General features: G+C 69.1%; 17 protein-coding genes. 13 read left to right on the top strand and 4 right to left on the bottom strand.

What is annotated here, in order from left to right; genetic code table 11:
- Positions 1–194 precede the first annotated feature (194 nt).
- Positions 195–3,395, top strand: a complete 3,201-nt coding sequence (locus AKJ13_RS08565; RefSeq protein ID WP_050732965.1) for an SEL1-like repeat protein — start codon at positions 195–197, stop codon at positions 3,393–3,395.
- A 190-nt stretch (positions 3,396–3,585) separates the two neighbouring features.
- Positions 3,586–4,023, top strand: coding sequence for a DUF3429 domain-containing protein (locus AKJ13_RS08560; protein ID WP_050732964.1), 438 nt, complete (start codon positions 3,586–3,588; stop codon positions 4,021–4,023).
- A 72-nt stretch (positions 4,024–4,095) separates the two neighbouring features.
- Here the strand turns inward: AKJ13_RS08560 and AKJ13_RS08555 are convergent, their stop codons facing one another.
- On the bottom strand, positions 4,096–4,326 hold the full coding sequence (locus tag AKJ13_RS08555; RefSeq protein ID WP_050732963.1) for a hypothetical protein: 231 nt from the start codon (positions 4,324–4,326) through the stop codon (positions 4,096–4,098).
- 202 nt (positions 4,327–4,528) lie between these two features.
- On the opposite strand from AKJ13_RS08555, the gene AKJ13_RS08550 reads away from it, so the two are divergent.
- The 3 genes from AKJ13_RS08550 to AKJ13_RS08540 all read left to right on the top strand — a co-directional run bounded on the left by AKJ13_RS08550 (position 4,529) and on the right by AKJ13_RS08540 (position 6,177).
- Positions 4,529–5,218, top strand: a complete 690-nt coding sequence (locus tag AKJ13_RS08550; protein ID WP_244471550.1) for an autoinducer binding domain-containing protein — start codon at positions 4,529–4,531, stop codon at positions 5,216–5,218.
- A 153-nt stretch (positions 5,219–5,371) separates the two neighbouring features.
- Positions 5,372–5,995, top strand: coding sequence for an acyl-homoserine-lactone synthase (locus tag AKJ13_RS08545; protein WP_007561654.1), 624 nt, complete (start codon positions 5,372–5,374; stop codon positions 5,993–5,995).
- A gap of 14 nt (positions 5,996–6,009) precedes the next feature.
- A complete protein-coding gene (locus AKJ13_RS08540; RefSeq protein WP_244471549.1) occupies positions 6,010–6,177 on the top strand; it encodes a hypothetical protein in 168 nt (55 codons plus the stop codon).
- A gap of 301 nt (positions 6,178–6,478) precedes the next feature.
- Here the strand turns inward: AKJ13_RS08540 and AKJ13_RS08535 are convergent, their stop codons facing one another.
- Entirely contained in the window at positions 6,479–7,693 is a 1,215-nt protein-coding gene (locus AKJ13_RS08535) for an NADP-dependent isocitrate dehydrogenase (protein ID WP_050732960.1), read from the bottom strand.
- A gap of 197 nt (positions 7,694–7,890) precedes the next feature.
- Here AKJ13_RS08535 and AKJ13_RS08530 point away from each other — a divergent pair, with 197 nt between their 5' ends.
- Positions 7,891–8,664 (top strand): RNA methyltransferase, encoded by a 774-nt coding sequence (locus AKJ13_RS08530; RefSeq protein WP_082316893.1) that lies wholly within the window; start codon positions 7,891–7,893, stop codon positions 8,662–8,664.
- Here the strand turns inward: AKJ13_RS08530 and AKJ13_RS08525 are convergent, their stop codons facing one another.
- Positions 8,665–8,847: a hypothetical protein gene (locus AKJ13_RS08525; RefSeq protein WP_050732959.1), complete on the bottom strand. Its 183-nt coding sequence runs from the start codon at positions 8,845–8,847 to the stop codon at positions 8,665–8,667. It abuts the gene before it with no gap.
- Between the two features lie 107 nt (positions 8,848–8,954).
- Here AKJ13_RS08525 and ccmA point away from each other — a divergent pair, with 107 nt between their 5' ends.
- The 6 genes from ccmA (at position 8,955) to AKJ13_RS08495 (ending at position 14,796) form a co-directional block, all read left to right on the top strand.
- Complete coding sequence (gene ccmA / locus AKJ13_RS08520) at positions 8,955–9,590, top strand: heme ABC exporter ATP-binding protein CcmA (RefSeq protein WP_050732958.1); 636 nt, start codon at positions 8,955–8,957, stop codon at positions 9,588–9,590.
- Positions 9,587–10,255 carry a heme exporter protein CcmB gene (gene ccmB / locus AKJ13_RS08515; protein ID WP_050732957.1) on the top strand — a complete coding sequence of 223 codons (669 nt, stop codon included), beginning with the start codon at positions 9,587–9,589 and terminating at the stop codon, positions 10,253–10,255. Before ccmA ends, ccmB begins: the two co-directional genes overlap by 4 nt.
- A gap of 236 nt (positions 10,256–10,491) precedes the next feature.
- On the top strand, positions 10,492–10,758 hold the full coding sequence (rpsT, locus tag AKJ13_RS08510; protein ID WP_007561677.1) for a 30S ribosomal protein S20: 267 nt from the start codon (positions 10,492–10,494) through the stop codon (positions 10,756–10,758).
- A gap of 487 nt (positions 10,759–11,245) precedes the next feature.
- Positions 11,246–12,739: a chromosomal replication initiator protein DnaA gene (gene dnaA / locus AKJ13_RS08505; RefSeq protein WP_050732956.1), complete on the top strand. Its 1,494-nt coding sequence runs from the start codon at positions 11,246–11,248 to the stop codon at positions 12,737–12,739.
- Between the two features lie 217 nt (positions 12,740–12,956).
- The gene (locus AKJ13_RS08500) at positions 12,957–14,165 is read left to right on the top strand and encodes an acetyl-CoA C-acetyltransferase (RefSeq protein ID WP_050732955.1); all 1,209 of its coding nucleotides are present in this window, start codon (positions 12,957–12,959) and stop codon (positions 14,163–14,165) included.
- Between the two features lie 121 nt (positions 14,166–14,286).
- Complete coding sequence (locus tag AKJ13_RS08495; RefSeq protein WP_007561698.1) at positions 14,287–14,796, top strand: hypothetical protein; 510 nt, start codon at positions 14,287–14,289, stop codon at positions 14,794–14,796.
- A gap of 33 nt (positions 14,797–14,829) precedes the next feature.
- Here AKJ13_RS08495 and AKJ13_RS08490 read toward each other — a convergent pair whose 3' ends face one another.
- Positions 14,830–15,609 carry an EAL domain-containing protein gene (locus AKJ13_RS08490; protein WP_050732954.1) on the bottom strand — a complete coding sequence of 260 codons (780 nt, stop codon included), beginning with the start codon at positions 15,607–15,609 and terminating at the stop codon, positions 14,830–14,832.
- A gap of 113 nt (positions 15,610–15,722) precedes the next feature.
- Between AKJ13_RS08490 and AKJ13_RS08485 the strand changes: the two genes are divergently transcribed.
- Positions 15,723–16,698, top strand: a 976-nt coding sequence (locus tag AKJ13_RS08485; RefSeq protein WP_200905606.1) for an enoyl-CoA hydratase-related protein, incomplete at its 3' end; no start/stop codon positions are given.

The following is a 16,698-nucleotide window of genomic DNA, read 5'->3' as shown; positions in this document are numbered from 1 at the left end:
TCGCGGCCGAGCGATCTGTCACGCCTCCGCGTCGCCGCTGAAGATTACTGGGTCAACCGCACTTTAACCGTGTGTTTACCAAGAAAGTTAAAGGTCCCCTCGAACGATCCGGCGCCCGCGTTCCGTGGATACCGTCTCTCGGTCCCGTCCCGCGAACAGGATCAAAGCCGAACGCTGCCGACGACAGGCCATCGATGACCCGCAACGCCATGCCGCAGCTCGACAGTTTCGACCCGGAGGTGCTGGACGCCGCCCGGGACGTGGCCGCGCGAGCCGGCGTTCCGCTCGAGACCTGGATCGCCTCGGTGGTGCCGCAGCAGCAGGGCCTCCAGGGTAACCGCCGCCAGCGCCGCCGGCAGAGGGCCGAGCAAGCCGCCCGCCTGGATTCGCGACACGAGATCGACCAGCACGAGGCCACCGCGGATCAGGGCGCCGCCCGGTTCGAGCGGCATGCCGAGACCCACCCGGACGCCGCACCGGATGCCTACGGCCAGGGCTTCGCCGCCCTGATGAGCCGCATCGACGGTCTCAACCGGACGCTCGACGAAGAGCGGCGCCTGGCCCAGGAGGCGGAGGCCCGGCGTTTGGCCGAGATCGAGGCCCGGATCGAGCGCGCCCTGAAGACGAATCCGGTCCAGCAGGTGACCGAGCGACTCGGCGACATCGAGCGCCGGATGTCGCAGCTCGGCGAGCAATTCGCCTCCGCGCGTCCCTCTTCCCGACGCGGACGCCCGGACGCGGTCGAGATCCGCAACGCCGTCCAGGATATCCGCCAGCGCCAGCGCGAGCTGTCGGAAGGCGTCGGCGAGCGCGCGCTCACGGGTGGCCCGGCCGATGGCGGCGTGGTCGCGAGCATGCGCATGGACCTCGCCCGCCGCCTGGAGGCGCGGGTCGAGGAGATGTCCGGTCCCTCGGCGGCCGTGTCCGAGCTGCAGCGCGAGACCGTGCGCCTGCGCGAGGCGATCAATCAGCTGGCGACCAGCCGGGATGTCGGAGCCTTGGAACAGGCGGTCACGACGCTGGCCCACGGCATCGAGCGGGCGCAGGTCGGCACCGATCTCGCCGCCATCGCGGCTCCGGTCGAGCAGGTCCGGGCGCAGGTCGAGCGCCTGGCCGAGGAGGTGGCCGAGAACGTCCACACTCGGGTCGCCGACGACGTCCGTCGCCTGGCCGAGCGTCTCGACAGCGTCGCCGCGACCGGCCCGGCCGGGTCGGACGGCCATACCCTGGCCGGACTGTTCGCCGAGCTCGAGGAGATCCGCCGGCTCATCGGGGCCCTGGCCGGTCCGGAGCGCATCCAGGGCCTGGCGAACAGCCTGCAGGCTGTGAGCGCCCAGATCGCGCAGCTGCAGCGGACCGGGACCGAGGCCAGCCTGCGCCCGCTTCTGGAAGAGATTCGCAGCGACGTGCGGACCGGCGCGCCCACCGCCATCGCCGAGCAGATCCAGACGCTCGCCGACAAGGTCGATGGCCTGTACACGCGCGATCAGAAATTCGATCGCGTCGGTGAGCCGGATTCGGCCCAGTCGAATGACATGGCCTCGATCCACGCCATGCTGCGCAGCCTCGCCGACAAGGTCGACCAAGTCGGCAGCCGCTCGGAGCACGAGGGCCTCGATGCGCTGGAGAAGCAGGTCGTCTCCCTGGCGGGGCGGCTCGATGCGCCCCGCGGCGGCGATCCGGCCCTGGCCGGGCTCGAACGGACCATGGACGACCTCCTGCAGCAGGTCGCGGCCCTGCGCGAATCGGCGCCGAGCGAGGCCGTCGTGGAGCGCGCCGCGCGCAATGCCGTCGCCCAGACCCTGAAGGGATCCACCCTCCCCAGCGCCGATCTCGGGGAGATCGGGCTCCTGCGGGCGAGCCTCGCCGACATGCAGGCGCGCCAGATCGCGTCGGACCAGCGTCTCGGCGCCACCCTGGAGGGCGTGCAATCCGCCCTCGAACGCCTGGTCAACCGGCTCGGCCCAGCCGAAGCCGCGAACCCGCGCATGCCCTCTCTCGACGAGCGGCTGATGGCCTCGACGAGCCCGGAGATCACCCGCGGCGCCGCGCCGGAGGCGTCGCGCCTGACCGACGATCTGCTGGAGCCGGGCAGCGGACGTCCGGGCCGTGAATCGCGCATGTCGCGCGAGACCGCGGCACGCCGTCCGAACCGCGAGCCGTCCCGCCCGCGCCCGCTGCCGGAGGCCGGCGAGACTGACATCAAGACCAGCTTCATCGCCGCGGCCCGCCGCGCCGCCCAGGCCGCTCAGGCGGAGCTCGCCGCGGAAGCCCCGACCGATCGCAGGGACCTGCGCGCCGGCAAGGGCGAGGTAGAGGCAGCGGCGACGGGCGAGAGCCGTTTCGATCGTCTGCGCGCCGAGATCAACCGCCGCCGCCGGCCGCTGCTGCTCGGGCTCGCGGCGATCGTGCTGGCGCTCGGCGCGCTCCAGGCGATCAGCCTGCGCGCGCCCGAGGAAGCGCCTCGCCCGGTCCAGACCTCGCAAGTCGCCCCGGCGCGCATCGAGCCGGCCCGTGAGCCGCGTCAGGAAGCGGTCGCCGAGACTTCGGCGTCGAAGCCGGCCATCGCCGACCCGGTGACCACGCAGGCCCTGCCGACTCCGCTTCCCGCCGAGGCGCGTCCGGCCAATGCCAAGGCAGCCGTGCCCCAGGTCTCGGGCATGAACACGATGCAGGCGGATCTCGGCGCCCTGCCGACCGCCCTCGCCAAGGTGAAGCAATCCGCGCTGGACGGCGACGGGACGGCGATCTGGGATCTGGCGACCCGCGAGGCGGATGGCCGCGGCATGCCGCGCGATCTCGCGGTGGCGGCAAAGCTCTTCGAGAAGCTCTCGGTCGCCGGCTACGCGCCCGCCCAGTACAAGCTCGCCGGCCACTACGAGAAGGGCTCGGGGGTCGTCCGCGACCTCGACAAGGCCAAGCTCTGGTACGGACGCGCGGCCGAGCAGGGCCATGCCCGCTCGATGCATAACCTGGCGGTGCTCTATGCCGAGAACCCCGCCGCCAACGGCAAGCCCGATTTCGCCTCCGCGGCCTCGTGGTTCCGGCAGGGGGCCGAGTTCGGCGTCCGCGACAGCCAGTACAATCTCGCGGTGCTCTACGCCCGCGGCCTCGGCCTGACGCAGGATCTGGTGCAGTCCTACGCATGGTTCTCCGCCGCCGCGGCACAGGGCGACGACGACGCCGCCAAGAAGCGCGACGATGTGGCCAACAAGCTGAGCCCCACCGACCTCGCCAGCGCGAAGAGCCTGGCGGCGACTTTCAAGCCGCGCAAGATCGACGCGGCGGTGAACGAGCCGCCCGCTCCGAAGGACGGCGTCACGGCACCGATGTCGCTGCTGGGTGCGCCGACGCCGAACCCGACGGCCTTCACCGCGCCGTCGCGCAAGTCCTAGCATCGCGCGTTCACGGGATCCGAAGCATCCTCCCGGACATCCGTCAGCGGCCTCCCGGGACGATGCTCGCTTTTGCCGCCCTGGTCGCAGCTTGACCGCTCCGCTCCGATGCGGGAACGCTTGACCTGGGCGGCACCCGCCTGCGTTGAAGAAGGCGTGGCCGTTGCTCGTGCGGCGGCTCGGAGAATGGATGGCGCACCGGAACTCGGTCCCGATCAGCGCGCTCGTGCTGGGCGTGGCCGGCCTGATCCCGTTCCTGGGCTTCGCGGCGCTGGCTGTCTCGGGCACCGATGGCGGCTTGAGCAGCATCGGTCTCTCGCCGCGGACGATCCTCTCGGCATACGGGGCGGTGATCGCGTCGTTTCTAGGCGGCATTCGCTGGGGCGCGGCGGCGGCCCGCAATTCCGGCAACGGCGATTACGTGATCGCGATCGTCCCGTCCCTGGTTGCCTGGGCGGCCTTGGCCGCGCCCGCGCCTTGGGATCTGCGCGTCCTGGGCGCCCTGGTTCTGGCCTGGGGCCTGATCGATCAGGACCTGCCACGCCGCGGCCTCGTGCCCCTCTGGCTCGGCCGGTTGCGGCTCGTTCTCTCGGGCGTGGCCGGCGCCGCCCTGCTGGTCTCGGCCTGAACTGCCGCGCGGATCTTCGGTGACGCCGGTTTCCGGCTCACCCGTTAGCCGACTGTGGTTTGTGGGTCCTGCTCACGAATCGGCCGCCATCTCCCGCAGCAGCTTCAACACCGCGCCGCGGCGGGTCGGCGACTTGATGGCCCGGAACAGGGATGCGGCCTCCTCGCATTGCGCCGCGCTCGGTCCGGTCGGATCGACCGTGACCGAGTCGACGCGGAAGAAGTAAGACGGCGGCACGTCCAGCGTCTCGGCGATGCGCTCGAGCAGGTAGCGCGTGGTTGGGGGCGTTTCATCATCGATCATTGGTTCGGTGCTCGCACCCGACCGTGTTACATATTGAGGCCGAAAAGATTTCGGCCACGGGGGAGATTTCGCCGACAACCTATCGCCGAAGCGCCGCAGATGCCATCCTCAGGTTGTGGTGATCTGCGATTTGTCGCGCAACGTGCAAAAACCCGGGTCGAACATGCCGCATTCGAGACATTTAGACCGGACGTTCAATATCTTGCGTGATCTTGACCGCGCCGCGACTCCGCACGAGATCGCCGGCCTGCTGGTCGGCGCCTTCAAGGACCACGGGGTTTCCTACGTCATGGCCGGCATCGTGCCGGAGCCGAATTTGCCGACGCGCCGCCATGCGGGCTACGTCCTCGCCAGCACGATGCCCGAGGAATGGGCCCGGCGCTACGTGACCCGCGGCTACGCCCTGCACGACCCAACCGTTCGCCGGCTCTGCACTACAGCCTCCCCATTCGATTGGAGTGCCGTGCAGCCCGACACCCCGGTTGCCGGTCGCGTGATGAACGAAGCTAGCGAGTTCGGCATACGGGCCGGGCTCACAATCCCGTTCGTGACGCTCGATGGCGAGCCGGGCGGTATCAGCTTCTCCGGCGCGGCGATCGAGATAGAGGCGGCCGACCGCATCGCGGTCAATCTGGTGGCGACCTACGCAGTCGGGCAGCTGCTCCTGATGAACGCCCGTCCGGTGCCCGGTGAGCCGGTGCGCCTATCGCCCCGGGAACGCGAGACTCTGCAATGGGCCGCGGAGGGTAAGACCGACGCCGAGATCGGCGTGGTGATGGGCATCACCGCGTCCGGCGTCGATTACCACCTGCGCTCGGCCCGCACGAAGCTCGACACGGTGAACAAGGCACACACCGTCGCGCAAGCCCTGCGGGCCGGCCTCATAACGTAGAGTTCGCGCCGCTCCGTCGGCTCGACCTCGATTCGCGATCGAAATTCACGGTTGCATCGAGCCTGCGCGCTGCACGCAACCCTACGGTTTCACGTAGTACACACGCGACCGCGAAGGCGAGACACTCACGGCATAGAGACGTGAGGTTGTTTCATGATCCATGTGGTCACCCCAGCCAACGCGCATCGCTACGGCGACGCGATGGAGCAGGCTTGGCGCCTGCGGCACCAGATCTTCGTCGAGGAAAAGGGCTGGACCGATCTCGCCCGGCCGGACGGGCGGGAGATCGACCAGTTCGATACGCCGCACGCGGTGCATTTCCTCGCCATGGAGGGCGACACCGTCATCGGCTACAGCCGCCTCCTGCCGACCACGCGACCGCATCTCCTATCGGATGTCTATCCGCAGCTCTGCGAAGGCGAGCGCCCGGTGGGGCCGCATCTCTGGGAATGGACCCGCCAAGGCGTCGCCCGCTCGCATCGCGCCCGCGGTCGGGTGGTCAACCCGGTCTCGATCGCGCTGCTCACCGGCATCGTCGAGTGGGGCAGGGAACATGGCCTCACGGCGCTGCTGTTGCAGATGCCGACCCTGTACATGATCCACGTCATTCAGCTGCATTTCCGCGCCCAGCCGCTCGGCCTGCCGATCCAGATCGGCGGCGAGGAGATCATGGCGGCGACCGCCGCCTTCGACGACCGCACCCTGGCGCGGCTGCGCACAGTCCACGGCGATAGCCGGTCCGTCCTCGTATCCGAGCCGGCTTACCTGGCCGCGTGATGAGAAACCCCGACATGAACGATACCCCGCTGGACGCCCTTGCGGCGCAGTGCCTCTCGGTGCGCGACCTCATCGATTCGGTCGGCGATCCGCTGATGCGGGCGGCCATCGACCTGCTGCTGATCGAGGTCGGCAAAGCCCTCGCCGAGAATTGCGCGCCGGATCACCGCGCCGAAGCCTGATCGTGCGCCGCAATTGGCGCGGTCTCATTCAGTGGGGCCACGCTGATCAATTCCGGTCCGAGGCCGATCGCCCCGATCGGCGTCAGAGCCACCGGCGGACAGGTGCCGCTTACGCTGCTCAGGGGCGCCGTTATCGCCGTCTGGCTCGTTGGCCCGGGGGCGCGGTCCGGGCTGGCCTCATGGCCTTCAGTCCGGTCACCGCCGTCCTTGTAGGCCGCAGCGTCGCCGGGGAGTGGATCGACATGAAAACGGCGGGCGCCCCGAGGCGCCCGCCGCACAAACACGAACGGGGTAGGGGCGTTCAGACGCCCATCGCGGTCTTCAGGTTCTGATCGACCTTGTCGAGGAAACCCGTGGTCGAGAGCCACTTCTGGTCCGGACCGACCAGGAGCGCGAGATCCTTGGTCATGTGCCCGGCCTCGACGGTGTCGACGCAGACCTTCTCGAGCGTCGCCGAGAACTTCGCCAGCGCCTCATTGTTGTCGAGCTTGGCCCGGTGCGACAGGCCGCGGGTCCAGGCGAAGATCGAGGCGATCGAGTTGGTTGAGGTCTCGCGGCCCTTCTGGTGCTCGCGGTAATGGCGCGTGACGGTGCCGTGGGCGGCCTCGGCCTCGACGGTCTGGCCGTCCGGGGTCATCAGCACCGAGGTCATCAGGCCGAGCGAACCGAAGCCCTGCGCGGCGGTGTCCGACTGCACGTCGCCGTCGTAGTTCTTGCAGGCCCAGACGTAGCCGCCCGACCATTTCAGGCAGGAGGCGACCATGTCGTCGATCAGGCGGTGCTCGTAGGTGATCCCGAGCGGCTTGAACTTGGCCTCGAACTCCTCCTCGTAGACCTTCTGGAACAGGTCCTTGAACCGGCCGTCATAGGCCTTGAGGATGGTGTTCTTGGTCGACAGGTAGACCGGGTATTTGCGGGCCAGGCCGTAGTTCAGCGAGGCCCGGGCGAAGTCGATGATCGACTGGTCGAGGTTGTACATCGACATCGCGACGCCGGCGTCCGGGAACTTGAACACTTCCTTCTCGATGACGGTGCCGTCGTCGCCCTCGAACTTGATGGTCAGGCGCCCCTTGCCGGGCACCTTGAAGTCGGTGGCGCGGTACTGGTCGCCGTAGGCGTGGCGGCCGATCACGAAGGGCTGGGTCCAGCCGGGCACGAGGCGCGGCACGTTCTTGCAGATGATCGGCTCGCGGAAGATCACGCCGCCCAGGATGTTGCGGATCGTGCCGTTGGGTGAGCGCCACATCTCCTTGAGGCTGAACTCCTTCACCCGCTGCTCGTCGGGGGTGATGGTCGCGCACTTCACCCCGACGCCGTGGCGCTTGATCGCCTCGGCGGCATCGACCGTCACCTTGTCGTTGGTGGCGTCGCGGTGCTCCACGCCGAGGTCGTAATATTCAAGGTCGACGTCGAGATAGGGATGGATGAGCTTGTTCTTGATCTCGGCCCAGATGATCCGGGTCATCTCGTCGCCGTCGAGTTCAACGACGGGGTTCGCTACCTTGATCTTCGCCATGGACCGATGCCTTCTCGCGTTGTCCCCGCGCACGGTTTGCAAGTGCCGTGCGGCCGCCTGCCCGAATATCGATCGGGTACGTATCGCTCGGGCGACATAGCGCGGCCCTTTCGGCAGCGGAAGCCGCGGGCTGTCATCCGGGCGGCTTCGTTACCCGACCCTCGACGGGCGGTCGCCCCCTGTGCCAGAGGGCCGGCATGACGACCCCAGATCCATCCGGCGAGACGCCGACGAAGATCACCGAGCTGCCGCCGGGACTCGCCCCGGTGGTCATCCTGGTCGAGCCGCAGCTGGCCGAGAATATCGGCATGACTGCCCGGGCCATGGCGAATTTCGGCCTCTCGGAGCTGCGTCTCGTCAACCCCAAGAACGGCTGGCCCAAGAAGGGGGTGCGCGAGGCGGCCTCAGGCGCCACCCATGTGCTCGATCGGGCGACGATCCATGGCAGCGTCGCCGAGGCGATCGGCGACCTCCAGTACGTTCTGGCGACCACGGCGCGCGAGCGCGGTCAGATGAAGCGGGTCTTCGCCCCCGAGGCCGCAATGGGCGAGCTGGTCGCCCGGGAGGGGCAGCGCACCGCGGTGATGTTCGGCCGCGAGCGGGTCGGGCTGACCAACGATGAAGTCTCGCTCGCCGACGCGATCATCACCTTCCCGGTCTCACCGGACTTTCCGTCGTTGAACCTCGCGCAGGCGGTGCTGCTGGTCGGCTATGCCTGGCGCCAGGCCAGCGGGCGGGCGGTCCTGCCGTTCTCGGGCGAGCTGCTGTCGCCGCCGGCCACCCGCGAGGCCCTGGTGGCCCTGTTCGGCAGCCTGGAAGCGGCCCTCGACGAAGCCCGGTTCTACCCGCCGGAGAAGCGCGACATCATCGCCCGCAACATGCGGGACATGCTCCACCGCATGAGCCTGACCGAGCAGGATGTCCGCACCTTCCGCGGCGCGCTGCGGGCCCTGACGCGGAAAGGGTCCTGATCAGTCGGCGGCCTGCATGTCGGGCGGCGTGCCGCCGCCGAAGCAGCGGCCGACGGCCTCCCAGAACGCCGCCTGCTCCTCGAGCGTGCATTGCGCCACCCGTGCCTCGACCAGGGCCCTTCCCGCGACCGCATCCGCCGTCGCGGCGACGTCGGCCTCGCTCGGGTGTCTCGCCTCGTTCATCGGAGCCTCCGTATCGTGAGGAAAGTTGGAGCGTGACGGCACGGTTCCGTTGCGCGTGGCAATCAGGCATGGAGGCGCCGCGGGTTGGCGAGAGGGCGGGGTATAGGGTGCGGCTCAGCGTGGACAATCTCGCCTGCCGCCGCTCAGGGCGCCGCATCTTCTCCGGCTTGACCTTCGCCCTCGGGCCGGGGGATGCCCTGACGGTGACCGGGCGGAACGGCGCCGGGAAATCGAGCCTGCTCGCGATCCTGTCGGGCCGGCTGCGGCCCGATGCCGGACGTATCGACCTGGCCGAGGTCGGCGAGGCGAGCCTGCCGGAATGCCTCCACGTCGTCGGCCATCGCGACGGGCTCAAAAGCGCGCTCACCGCCGGGGAGAACCTGCTCTTCGCGCAAAGGCTCCTCGGCGCGCCGCGCCTGTCGCCCCGGGATGCGCTGGAACGGCTCGGCCTCGGACACGCCCACGACCTCCCGGTCGGCTACCTCTCCGCCGGCCAGAGGCGGCGGGTCGCTCTGGCGCGACTGCTGGTCTGCCACCGCCCCCTCTGGCTCCTCGACGAGCCGACCGCCGCCCTCGACACCGCCTCGCAGGCTTTGCTGGCCGACCTGATGGCCGCGCATCGGGCCGATGGTGGCCTCGTGATCGCCGCGACCCATCAGGCGCTCGGCCTCGACGGGGCAGCGGAGTTGCGCATCGAGGCCTCCGTCGCCCCGGAGCCCGAGCCCATGGAGGATTGGGCGTGACCGGTGCGATCTTCGCCCTCATCGCCCGAGACCTACGCCTGGCCGGACGGGTCGGCGGCTCCGGCGCCCTTTCGCTGGTATTCTTCTTGATGATCGTCGCCCTGGTGCCGTTTGCGCTGGGGCCCGACCTCAACCTGCTGTCGCGGATCGGCCCGGCGATCCTCTGGCTCGCCGCGGTGCTCTCGACCCTGATCGGCCTCGACCGCCTGTTCCAGGCCGACGAGGAGGACGGCTCCCTCGACCTGATGAGTGCCGCCCCGGTGCCGCTCGAGGGCATCGTGCTCGCCAAGGTCACAGCACATTGGCTGACCACCGGGTTGCCCCTGGCGCTCGCCTCACCGCTCTTCGGCCTGCTTGTAGCCCTCGACGGCACTGCCATGGGCGCTACGGCGCTGACCCTGCTCGCCGGAACCCCGGCGCTCAGCTTCATCGGCGCAGTCGGAGCGGCGCTGACCGCCTCGATTCGCCGGGGCGGGCTGATTCTCGCCGTCCTGGTCCTGCCGCTGATGATTCCGAGCCTGATCTTCGGCGTCTCGGCCGCCCAGGCGGCGACGGGCGGAACGGTGCCGTTCCTGGTCCCGCTGGCGGTATTAGCGGCGCTGACCCTGATCGCCGCCGTGGTCGGCACGCTGGCGGCGGCGGCGGCGTTGCGCTGGCCGGAGTGATCGTTCGCCGACGGAAGCCCTTCGAGCGCGGCACGGCCATTTATAGGCTGCCGGGTAGTCTTGAAGCTTCGCCCGCGTTGACGCGCCGCATCGCGCTAACTATAGAGGCCGCTTCGCCGAGGGGCCGCGCTTTCGCGCGCGCTGCGTCTCGGCCATCGCCTGACAACCTGATGCGACGACCGATTTCCGGCTGAGCCGGCCCGTCGGCATCGCCCGACGAAGAGAACGAGGACTCCATGGCCAACACCGCTTCGGCCAAGAAAATGACCCGCAAGATCGCCAAGCGTACGGCGATCAACCGCTCGCGCCGCTCCCGCATGCGCACCTTCGTCCGCAAGGTCGAAGAGGCGATCGCCACCGGCAACCAGCAGGACGCGCTGGCTGCCCTGCGCGCCGCCGAGCCCGAGATGATGCGCGCTGCCCAGCACGGCATCGTCCATAAGAACAACGCCTCGCGGAAGGTCTCGCGCCTGGCCGCCCGGGTGAAGGCGTTGGCCGCCTAAGCCGCCACCGCATCACTGGACGAGATGAAGCCCGGCCTTCGCGCCGGGCTTTTTCGTGCGCGCTTTCCAGAGGCCCGTTTCCGATCCGGATGCGCCGGCCTCGCGAAGCGTTAACCCTAGACCAGAATTTCGCGCGTTGCAGAGTCTAGGGGCGGCGTGTAGCTTAACAGAAACTAACTGGGTTCAAGCAAAAACTGCCGATATCGGGACGAGAGCGAATCAATCCGATTCGCCAAGACTCTAGCAAGCGGCTTGGTTGGGTCAGGAAACACTTGCGGTTGGGAATCTGGGCCGTCCCCACAAGTCCCACTGTTAAAGGAACTGTAGGTAATTGTTGATAGGCTCTTCCAATCGGCAAAAGTTCCTTGGTGGGGAGTTGACTCCGCCAACGGAGTCTGTCCCGCCCGGTCATGCGGGACGCTGAGGGCGTAAATCGTGCGTACGCGCTGCCTGCGGGTTTCCGTCGGCGGCGTCGGGAGAGCCAGTGATGCGTGTCGACGGAACGGTGGCGAGCGACGACGAGGGCGGCCGCGGCGGCGGCAACACGGATTTCGGATCCGCTTGGGCGCGGGTGAAGCGGCGGCTGCGCGCCGAGCTCGGTGAGGACGTGTTCGCCAGCTGGTTCGCCCGTCTGGAACTCGAGGGCGTGGCGGGCGGCACGGCACGGCTGACCGTGCCGACGCGCTTCCTCAAGAGCTGGATCGAATCGCATTACCTCGACCGGGTGCTGGGTACCTTCAAGGCCGAGGCCGAGGAGATCGCCCGGATCGAGGTCGGGGTGCGCGGCACCGCCGCCCCGGTTCGTCCGGCGGCGATCGGTGCCCCGAAGGCCGGCCCGGCCAGCGGTCCGCTCGCCCGGCTCCACGCGACCGGAACGCCGGCCCCCGTGGCGGCGGTCGCGACGCCGTCGGAACATCGCTCCGCCGATGCCGGGGGTGACCTCAGCGGCACGCCGCTCGATGCGCGTCTGACCTTCGCGAGCTTCGTCATCGGCCGCTCGAACGCGCTGGCCCATGCCGCCGCCGAGCGGGTCGCCCGGCACCAGGGCGAGGGCGCCCTCTACAACCCGCTTTACCTCCATGCCGGCGTCGGCCTGGGCAAGACCCACCTGCTGCACGGGATCGGCCACGCCGCCCGCGAAGCCGGCCGCCGGGTGATCTACCTGACCGCCGACCGGTTCATGTACGGCTTCGTCAACGCCCTGAAGACCCAGTCGGCGTTGGCCTACAAGGAGCGGCTGCGCGGCATCGACCTGCTGATCCTGGACGACGTCCAGTTCATCCAGGGCAAGTCGATCCAGGCCGAGTTCGGCCACACCATCAACGCGCTGATCGATGCCGGCCGCCAGGTCGTCGTCGCCTCGGACCGGCCGCCGACCGAGCTTGAGGCGCTGGACGAGCGCGTCCGCTCGCGCCTAGGCGGCGGCCTCGTGGTCGAGATCACCGCCCTCGACGAAGCCCTGCGGGTCTCGATCCTGTCGGCTCGTCTCGCCGCGGTGCGGGCGGCCCATCCGGGCTTCGACGTGTCGCCGCAGGTCGCGACCTACGTGGCCCGGGCGATCACCGCCAACGGCCGCGACCTCGAAGGGGCGGTCAACCGCCTCCTGGCCCATGCCACGCTCACCGGCACGGCCGTGACCATGGAGACCGCCGAGAGCGCGATCCGTGACCTCGTGAAGAACCGCGAGCCGAAGCGCATCAAGATCGAGGATATCCAGAAGCTGGTCGCCTCGCGCTACAACGTCTCGCGCTCGGACATCCTGTCGGAGCGGCGCACCGCTGCGGTGGTCAAGCCACGCCAGATCGCGATGTACCTGTCGAAGGTGCTGACCCTGCGCTCGCTGCCCGAGATCGGCCGCCGGTTCGGCGGGCGCGACCACACGACCGTGCTGCACGCGGTCCGCAAGATCGAGAAGCAGATCGGCGAGGACGCGGTTCTCGGCGATGAGGTCGAGCTCCTGAAGCGCATGCTGCAGGACTAGGATCCCGGACAGGCCCCGGGCCGCCCGTCAACCGTCCTCCCGAGCGCGCCCGATCGAACCCCGATCGGGCGCGCTTCTGTTTCACGGGGCTGCAGGCTGACCGTTTCGCGGCGGACCGGGATGGTCTGAGGCGCCCCCGCCGTGGCAGACTGGCGCTCAGCGAATCGACCCGTTAAGGCCGCGTCGCCAAGAGGCAAGAACACGCTGGGGAACGCCGATGCCCGAAGCCTTCATCTACGATCACGTCCGCACGCCGCGCGGCCGTGGAAAGGCGGACGGCGCGCTGCATGAGGTGACGGCTTTGCGCCTGGCCGAAACGGCCCTGCGGGCGCTCAAGGACCGCAACGGCCTCGATACGGCGCTCGTCGATGACGTCATCCTCGGCTGCGTCGACCCGGTGGGCGAGGCCGGCGGCGACATCGCCCGCGCCGCCGCCCTGGTCGCCGATTACGGCGACCATGTTCCGGGCGTCCAGATCAATCGCTTCTGCGCCTCGGGCCTCGACGCGGTGAATTTCGCCGCCGCGCAGGTGATGAGCGGCCAGCATGCGATGGCGGTGGGCGGCGGCGTCGAATCCATGAGCCGGATCGGGATCGGCGCCTCGGGCGGCGCCTGGCCGGTCGATCCGGCGATCGCCATCAAGTCGTATTTCATGCCGCAGGGCGTCTCGGCCGACCTAATCGCCACCAAGTACGGCTTCTCGCGGGACGATTGCGACGCCTACGCGGTGCGTTCGCAGGCGCGCTCGGCCAAGTCCTGGGCGGACGGGCTGTTCGGCGGCTCGGTGGTCCCGGTGCGCGACGTGAACGGTATCACGCTGCTCGACCGCGACGAGCATATGCGGCCGGGCACCGACATGCAGTCGCTCGCCGCGCTGAAGGCTTCCTTCGTCCAGATGGGGCAGATGGGCGGGTTCGATGCCGTTGCGACGGATGCGCATCCGGATGTCGAGACGGTCAACCACGTCCACCATGCTGGCAACTCGTCGGGCATCGTCGATGGCGCCGCCGCGGTGCTGGTCGGCTCGAAGGCCGCCGGCGACGCGGCAGGGCTGCGGCCGCGGGCGCGGATCCGGGCGTTCGCCAATATCGGCTCGGACCCCGCCCTGATGCTGACCGGCCCGGTGGACGTGACCCGAAAGGTCCTGGACCGGTCCGGGCTGAGCCTGTCCGACATCGACCTGTTCGAGGTGAACGAGGCCTTCGCGGCGGTGGTCCTGCGCTTCTGCCAGGCCTTCGATCTCGATCCGGAGGTCGTCAACGTCACCGGCGGCGCGATCGCCCTGGGCCATCCCCTCGGCGCCACCGGCGCGATGATCCTCGGGACGGTGCTCGACGAGCTGGAGCGCACCGGCAAGGAGCGGGCGCTGGTCACGCTCTGCATCGGTGCCGGGATGGGCACCGCCACGATCATCGAGCGCATCTGAGCGGGGGTGCGGCGCGGGGGCGGAACACGGCCGCTCCCCAAAGCCCGGGAACGCTGCTAGAGGCGCGGGCGACGGTCGGCCCAAATCGGGTCCGGACGATAAAACATTGGGAGTCGAGCCCTTGAACCGCCTGATCGCGACGCTCTGCCTGGGCGTCTCCCTGAGCCTGCCGCTCGCCGCACGTGCCGACGAGGCGTCCGACCGCGTCGCCGAGGCGACCTCGCTCGTGAACAAGACCCTGATCAAGAACCTGCAGACCGGCTTCAACGTCGCCCTGGAGAAGACCGTGGCGCCGATGCCGGAATCGCGCGCCGAGGCCGTCCGCAAGGAGCTCTCCGACGAGTTCGAGAAGCAGCGCGGCCTCATGATCGAAGGCCTGTCGAAGGAATACGCCCAGAAGTTCACGCTCGCGGAGCTGAAGCATCTGGACGAGATCTATTCCGATCCGACCTACCTCAAGTTCCAGACCATGAACGCCGATCCCAACTCCGCGGTGACCGCGATCTCACAGAACTCGGTGACGAAGCTGCTCAACATGCTGGCGGTGGCCGCAGCCACCGACAACGCGCCCAAGACCGGCGCGCCGCCGGTCCCGCCGCCGGCGGCTCCGCCCGCCCCGGCGCCGAAGTAGCCGGTGCCGTCCCCCGCGCGCGATGGGCTGGCTTCAGGCCGCGCGCGCGGCCGCCCGGGGTGTGAACCCCTCCACCTCGGGCAGCGCTTCGAGCTGAGGCTTGGCGAAGTGATAGCCCTGCATGAGCGTGATCCCGAGCCCGCGCAGGGCATCGCGTTCCGACGCGGTCTCGATGCCCTCGGCCAGAACGGTGACCCCGAGGGCGCGGGCGATCGCGATGATGCCCGCAACGATCGCGTGCCGTCCCGAGTCGGTATCAATGCTGCGCACGAGCTCCATGTCGATCTTGATGAGATCGGGCCGGAAATTCGCCAGCAGGTTGAGCCCTGCGAAGCCGGCGCCGAAATCGTCGAGCGCCGTCAGGAAGCCCTGCTGGCGATAGGCGGCCACGATCCGCTTCACATGCTCGATGTCCTGGAACCGCTCCTGTTCGGTGAACTCGAACATGATGCGCCGGTAGGAGAAGTCCACGCGCCGTGCGGCCTCCAGCGAGGCGCGGATGCAGGCATTCGGCTCGTAGACCGCGTTCGGCATGAAATTGATCGACAGGCGCGTATCGCTGTCGCGCGGCAAGAGGCGCCCGGCCAGCTCGATCGCCTTCACGCGCGCCGCCTGGTCGAACTGATAGCGCGTCGCGTCGGTGACCCGGTCGAGGATCGTGCCGGCCGGCTCGCCGTTGGGCCCGCGCACCAGCGCCTCGTAGGCCCAGACATGTCCGGACCCGACATCGACGATCGGCTGGAACGCCATCGTGAAGTCGAAATCGAGGGCGGCACCGTCGCGACAGGCGCGACAGCCTTTGTCCTTCGTCATAGAGCGGTCCCGTCGGTTCCCCCCGACCAGCGGATCATGCGCCTCAGCACTCAATGCAACCTTAACGTAAAAGCCTCGGCATTTAGACGGCGAGACTTTGGGAGGACGGCACCATGACGCTGACGGATTTCCGCTTCGAGACCGACGCCGACGGTATTGCGGTGGCGACCTGGGATATGCCCGGCCGGTCGATGAACGTGATCACCGAAGGGGTGATGGATCAGCTCGAGCAGATCATCGAGCAGGTCGCCTCGGACGCCGCGATCGAGGGCTGCGTCATCGCCACCGGCAAGGACAATTTCTCCGGCGGCGCCGACCTCACGATGCTGCAGGGGCTCGGCCGGGCCTACGAGCAGCTGAAGGCCGAGCAGGGCGAGGAGGTGGCCATGCGCCACTTCTTCGAGGCGTCGCGGCGCCTCTCACTGCTGTTCCGCCGGCTCGAGACCTGCGGCAAGCCGTTCGCCGCGGCGATCCAGGGCCTGTGCCTGGGCGGCGCCTTCGAGCTGGCCCTGTCCTGCCACCACCGGGTCGCCTCCGATGATGCGAAGACGCGGGTCGGGCTGCCGGAGATCAAGGTCGGTCTGTTCCCGGGCGGCGGCGGCACCCAACGGGTCGCCCGGCTGATGCAGACCGGCGACGCGCTCCAGATGCTGTTCAAGGGCGAGCAGATCCGCGCGCCGATGGCCAAGGGCATGGGCCTGATCCACGCGGTGGCGCCGCAGGCCGAGATCGTCGAGCGCGCCAAGGCCTGGATCCGCGAGGGCGGCTCCGCGGTCGCCCCCTGGGACGTGCCGAAGTTCAAGGCGCCGTCCGGCAAGGTCTACTCGCCCGCCGGCATGATGATCTGGCCGCCGGCCAACGCGATCTACCGCCGCGAGACCCACGACAATTACCCGGCCGCGAAGGCGATCCTGGCCTCGGTCTACGAGGGCCTGCAGCTGCCGATGGACCTCGCCCTGCGGGTCGAGAGCCGGTACTTCGCCCATATCCTGCGCTCGACGGAAGCGGCGGCGATGATCCGCACGCTGTTCATCTCCATGGGCGAGCTGAACAAGGGCGCCCGCCGGCCGAAGGACGTACCCGCCACCA

This window comes from Methylobacterium sp. ARG-1, assembly GCF_001262595.1.
Classification (GTDB): domain Bacteria; phylum Pseudomonadota; class Alphaproteobacteria; order Rhizobiales; family Beijerinckiaceae; genus Methylobacterium; species Methylobacterium brachiatum.
The sequence above is the reverse complement of the archived record's forward strand: the minus strand, read 5'-3'. Positions and strand labels throughout refer to the sequence as shown.

Coding starts and splice junctions, on each gene's coding strand:
- AKJ13_RS08565 (WP_050732965.1), top strand. CDS start 195: ATGACCCGCAACGCCATGCCGCAGCTCGACAGTTTCGACCCGGAGGTG.
- AKJ13_RS08560 (WP_050732964.1), top strand. CDS start 3,586: ATGGCGCACCGGAACTCGGTCCCGATCAGCGCGCTCGTGCTGGGCGTG.
- AKJ13_RS08555 (WP_050732963.1), bottom strand. CDS start 4,326: ATGATCGATGATGAAACGCCCCCAACCACGCGCTACCTGCTCGAGCGC.
- AKJ13_RS08545 (WP_007561654.1), top strand. CDS start 5,372: ATGATCCATGTGGTCACCCCAGCCAACGCGCATCGCTACGGCGACGCG.
- AKJ13_RS08540 (WP_244471549.1), top strand. CDS start 6,010: ATGAACGATACCCCGCTGGACGCCCTTGCGGCGCAGTGCCTCTCGGTG.
- AKJ13_RS08535 (WP_050732960.1), bottom strand. CDS start 7,693: ATGGCGAAGATCAAGGTAGCGAACCCCGTCGTTGAACTCGACGGCGAC.
- AKJ13_RS08530 (WP_082316893.1), top strand. CDS start 7,891: ATGACGACCCCAGATCCATCCGGCGAGACGCCGACGAAGATCACCGAG.
- AKJ13_RS08525 (WP_050732959.1), bottom strand. CDS start 8,847: ATGAACGAGGCGAGACACCCGAGCGAGGCCGACGTCGCCGCGACGGCG.
- rpsT (WP_007561677.1), top strand. CDS start 10,492: ATGGCCAACACCGCTTCGGCCAAGAAAATGACCCGCAAGATCGCCAAG.
- dnaA (WP_050732956.1), top strand. CDS start 11,246: ATGCGTGTCGACGGAACGGTGGCGAGCGACGACGAGGGCGGCCGCGGC.
- AKJ13_RS08500 (WP_050732955.1), top strand. CDS start 12,957: ATGCCCGAAGCCTTCATCTACGATCACGTCCGCACGCCGCGCGGCCGT.
- AKJ13_RS08490 (WP_050732954.1), bottom strand. CDS start 15,609: ATGACGAAGGACAAAGGCTGTCGCGCCTGTCGCGACGGTGCCGCCCTC.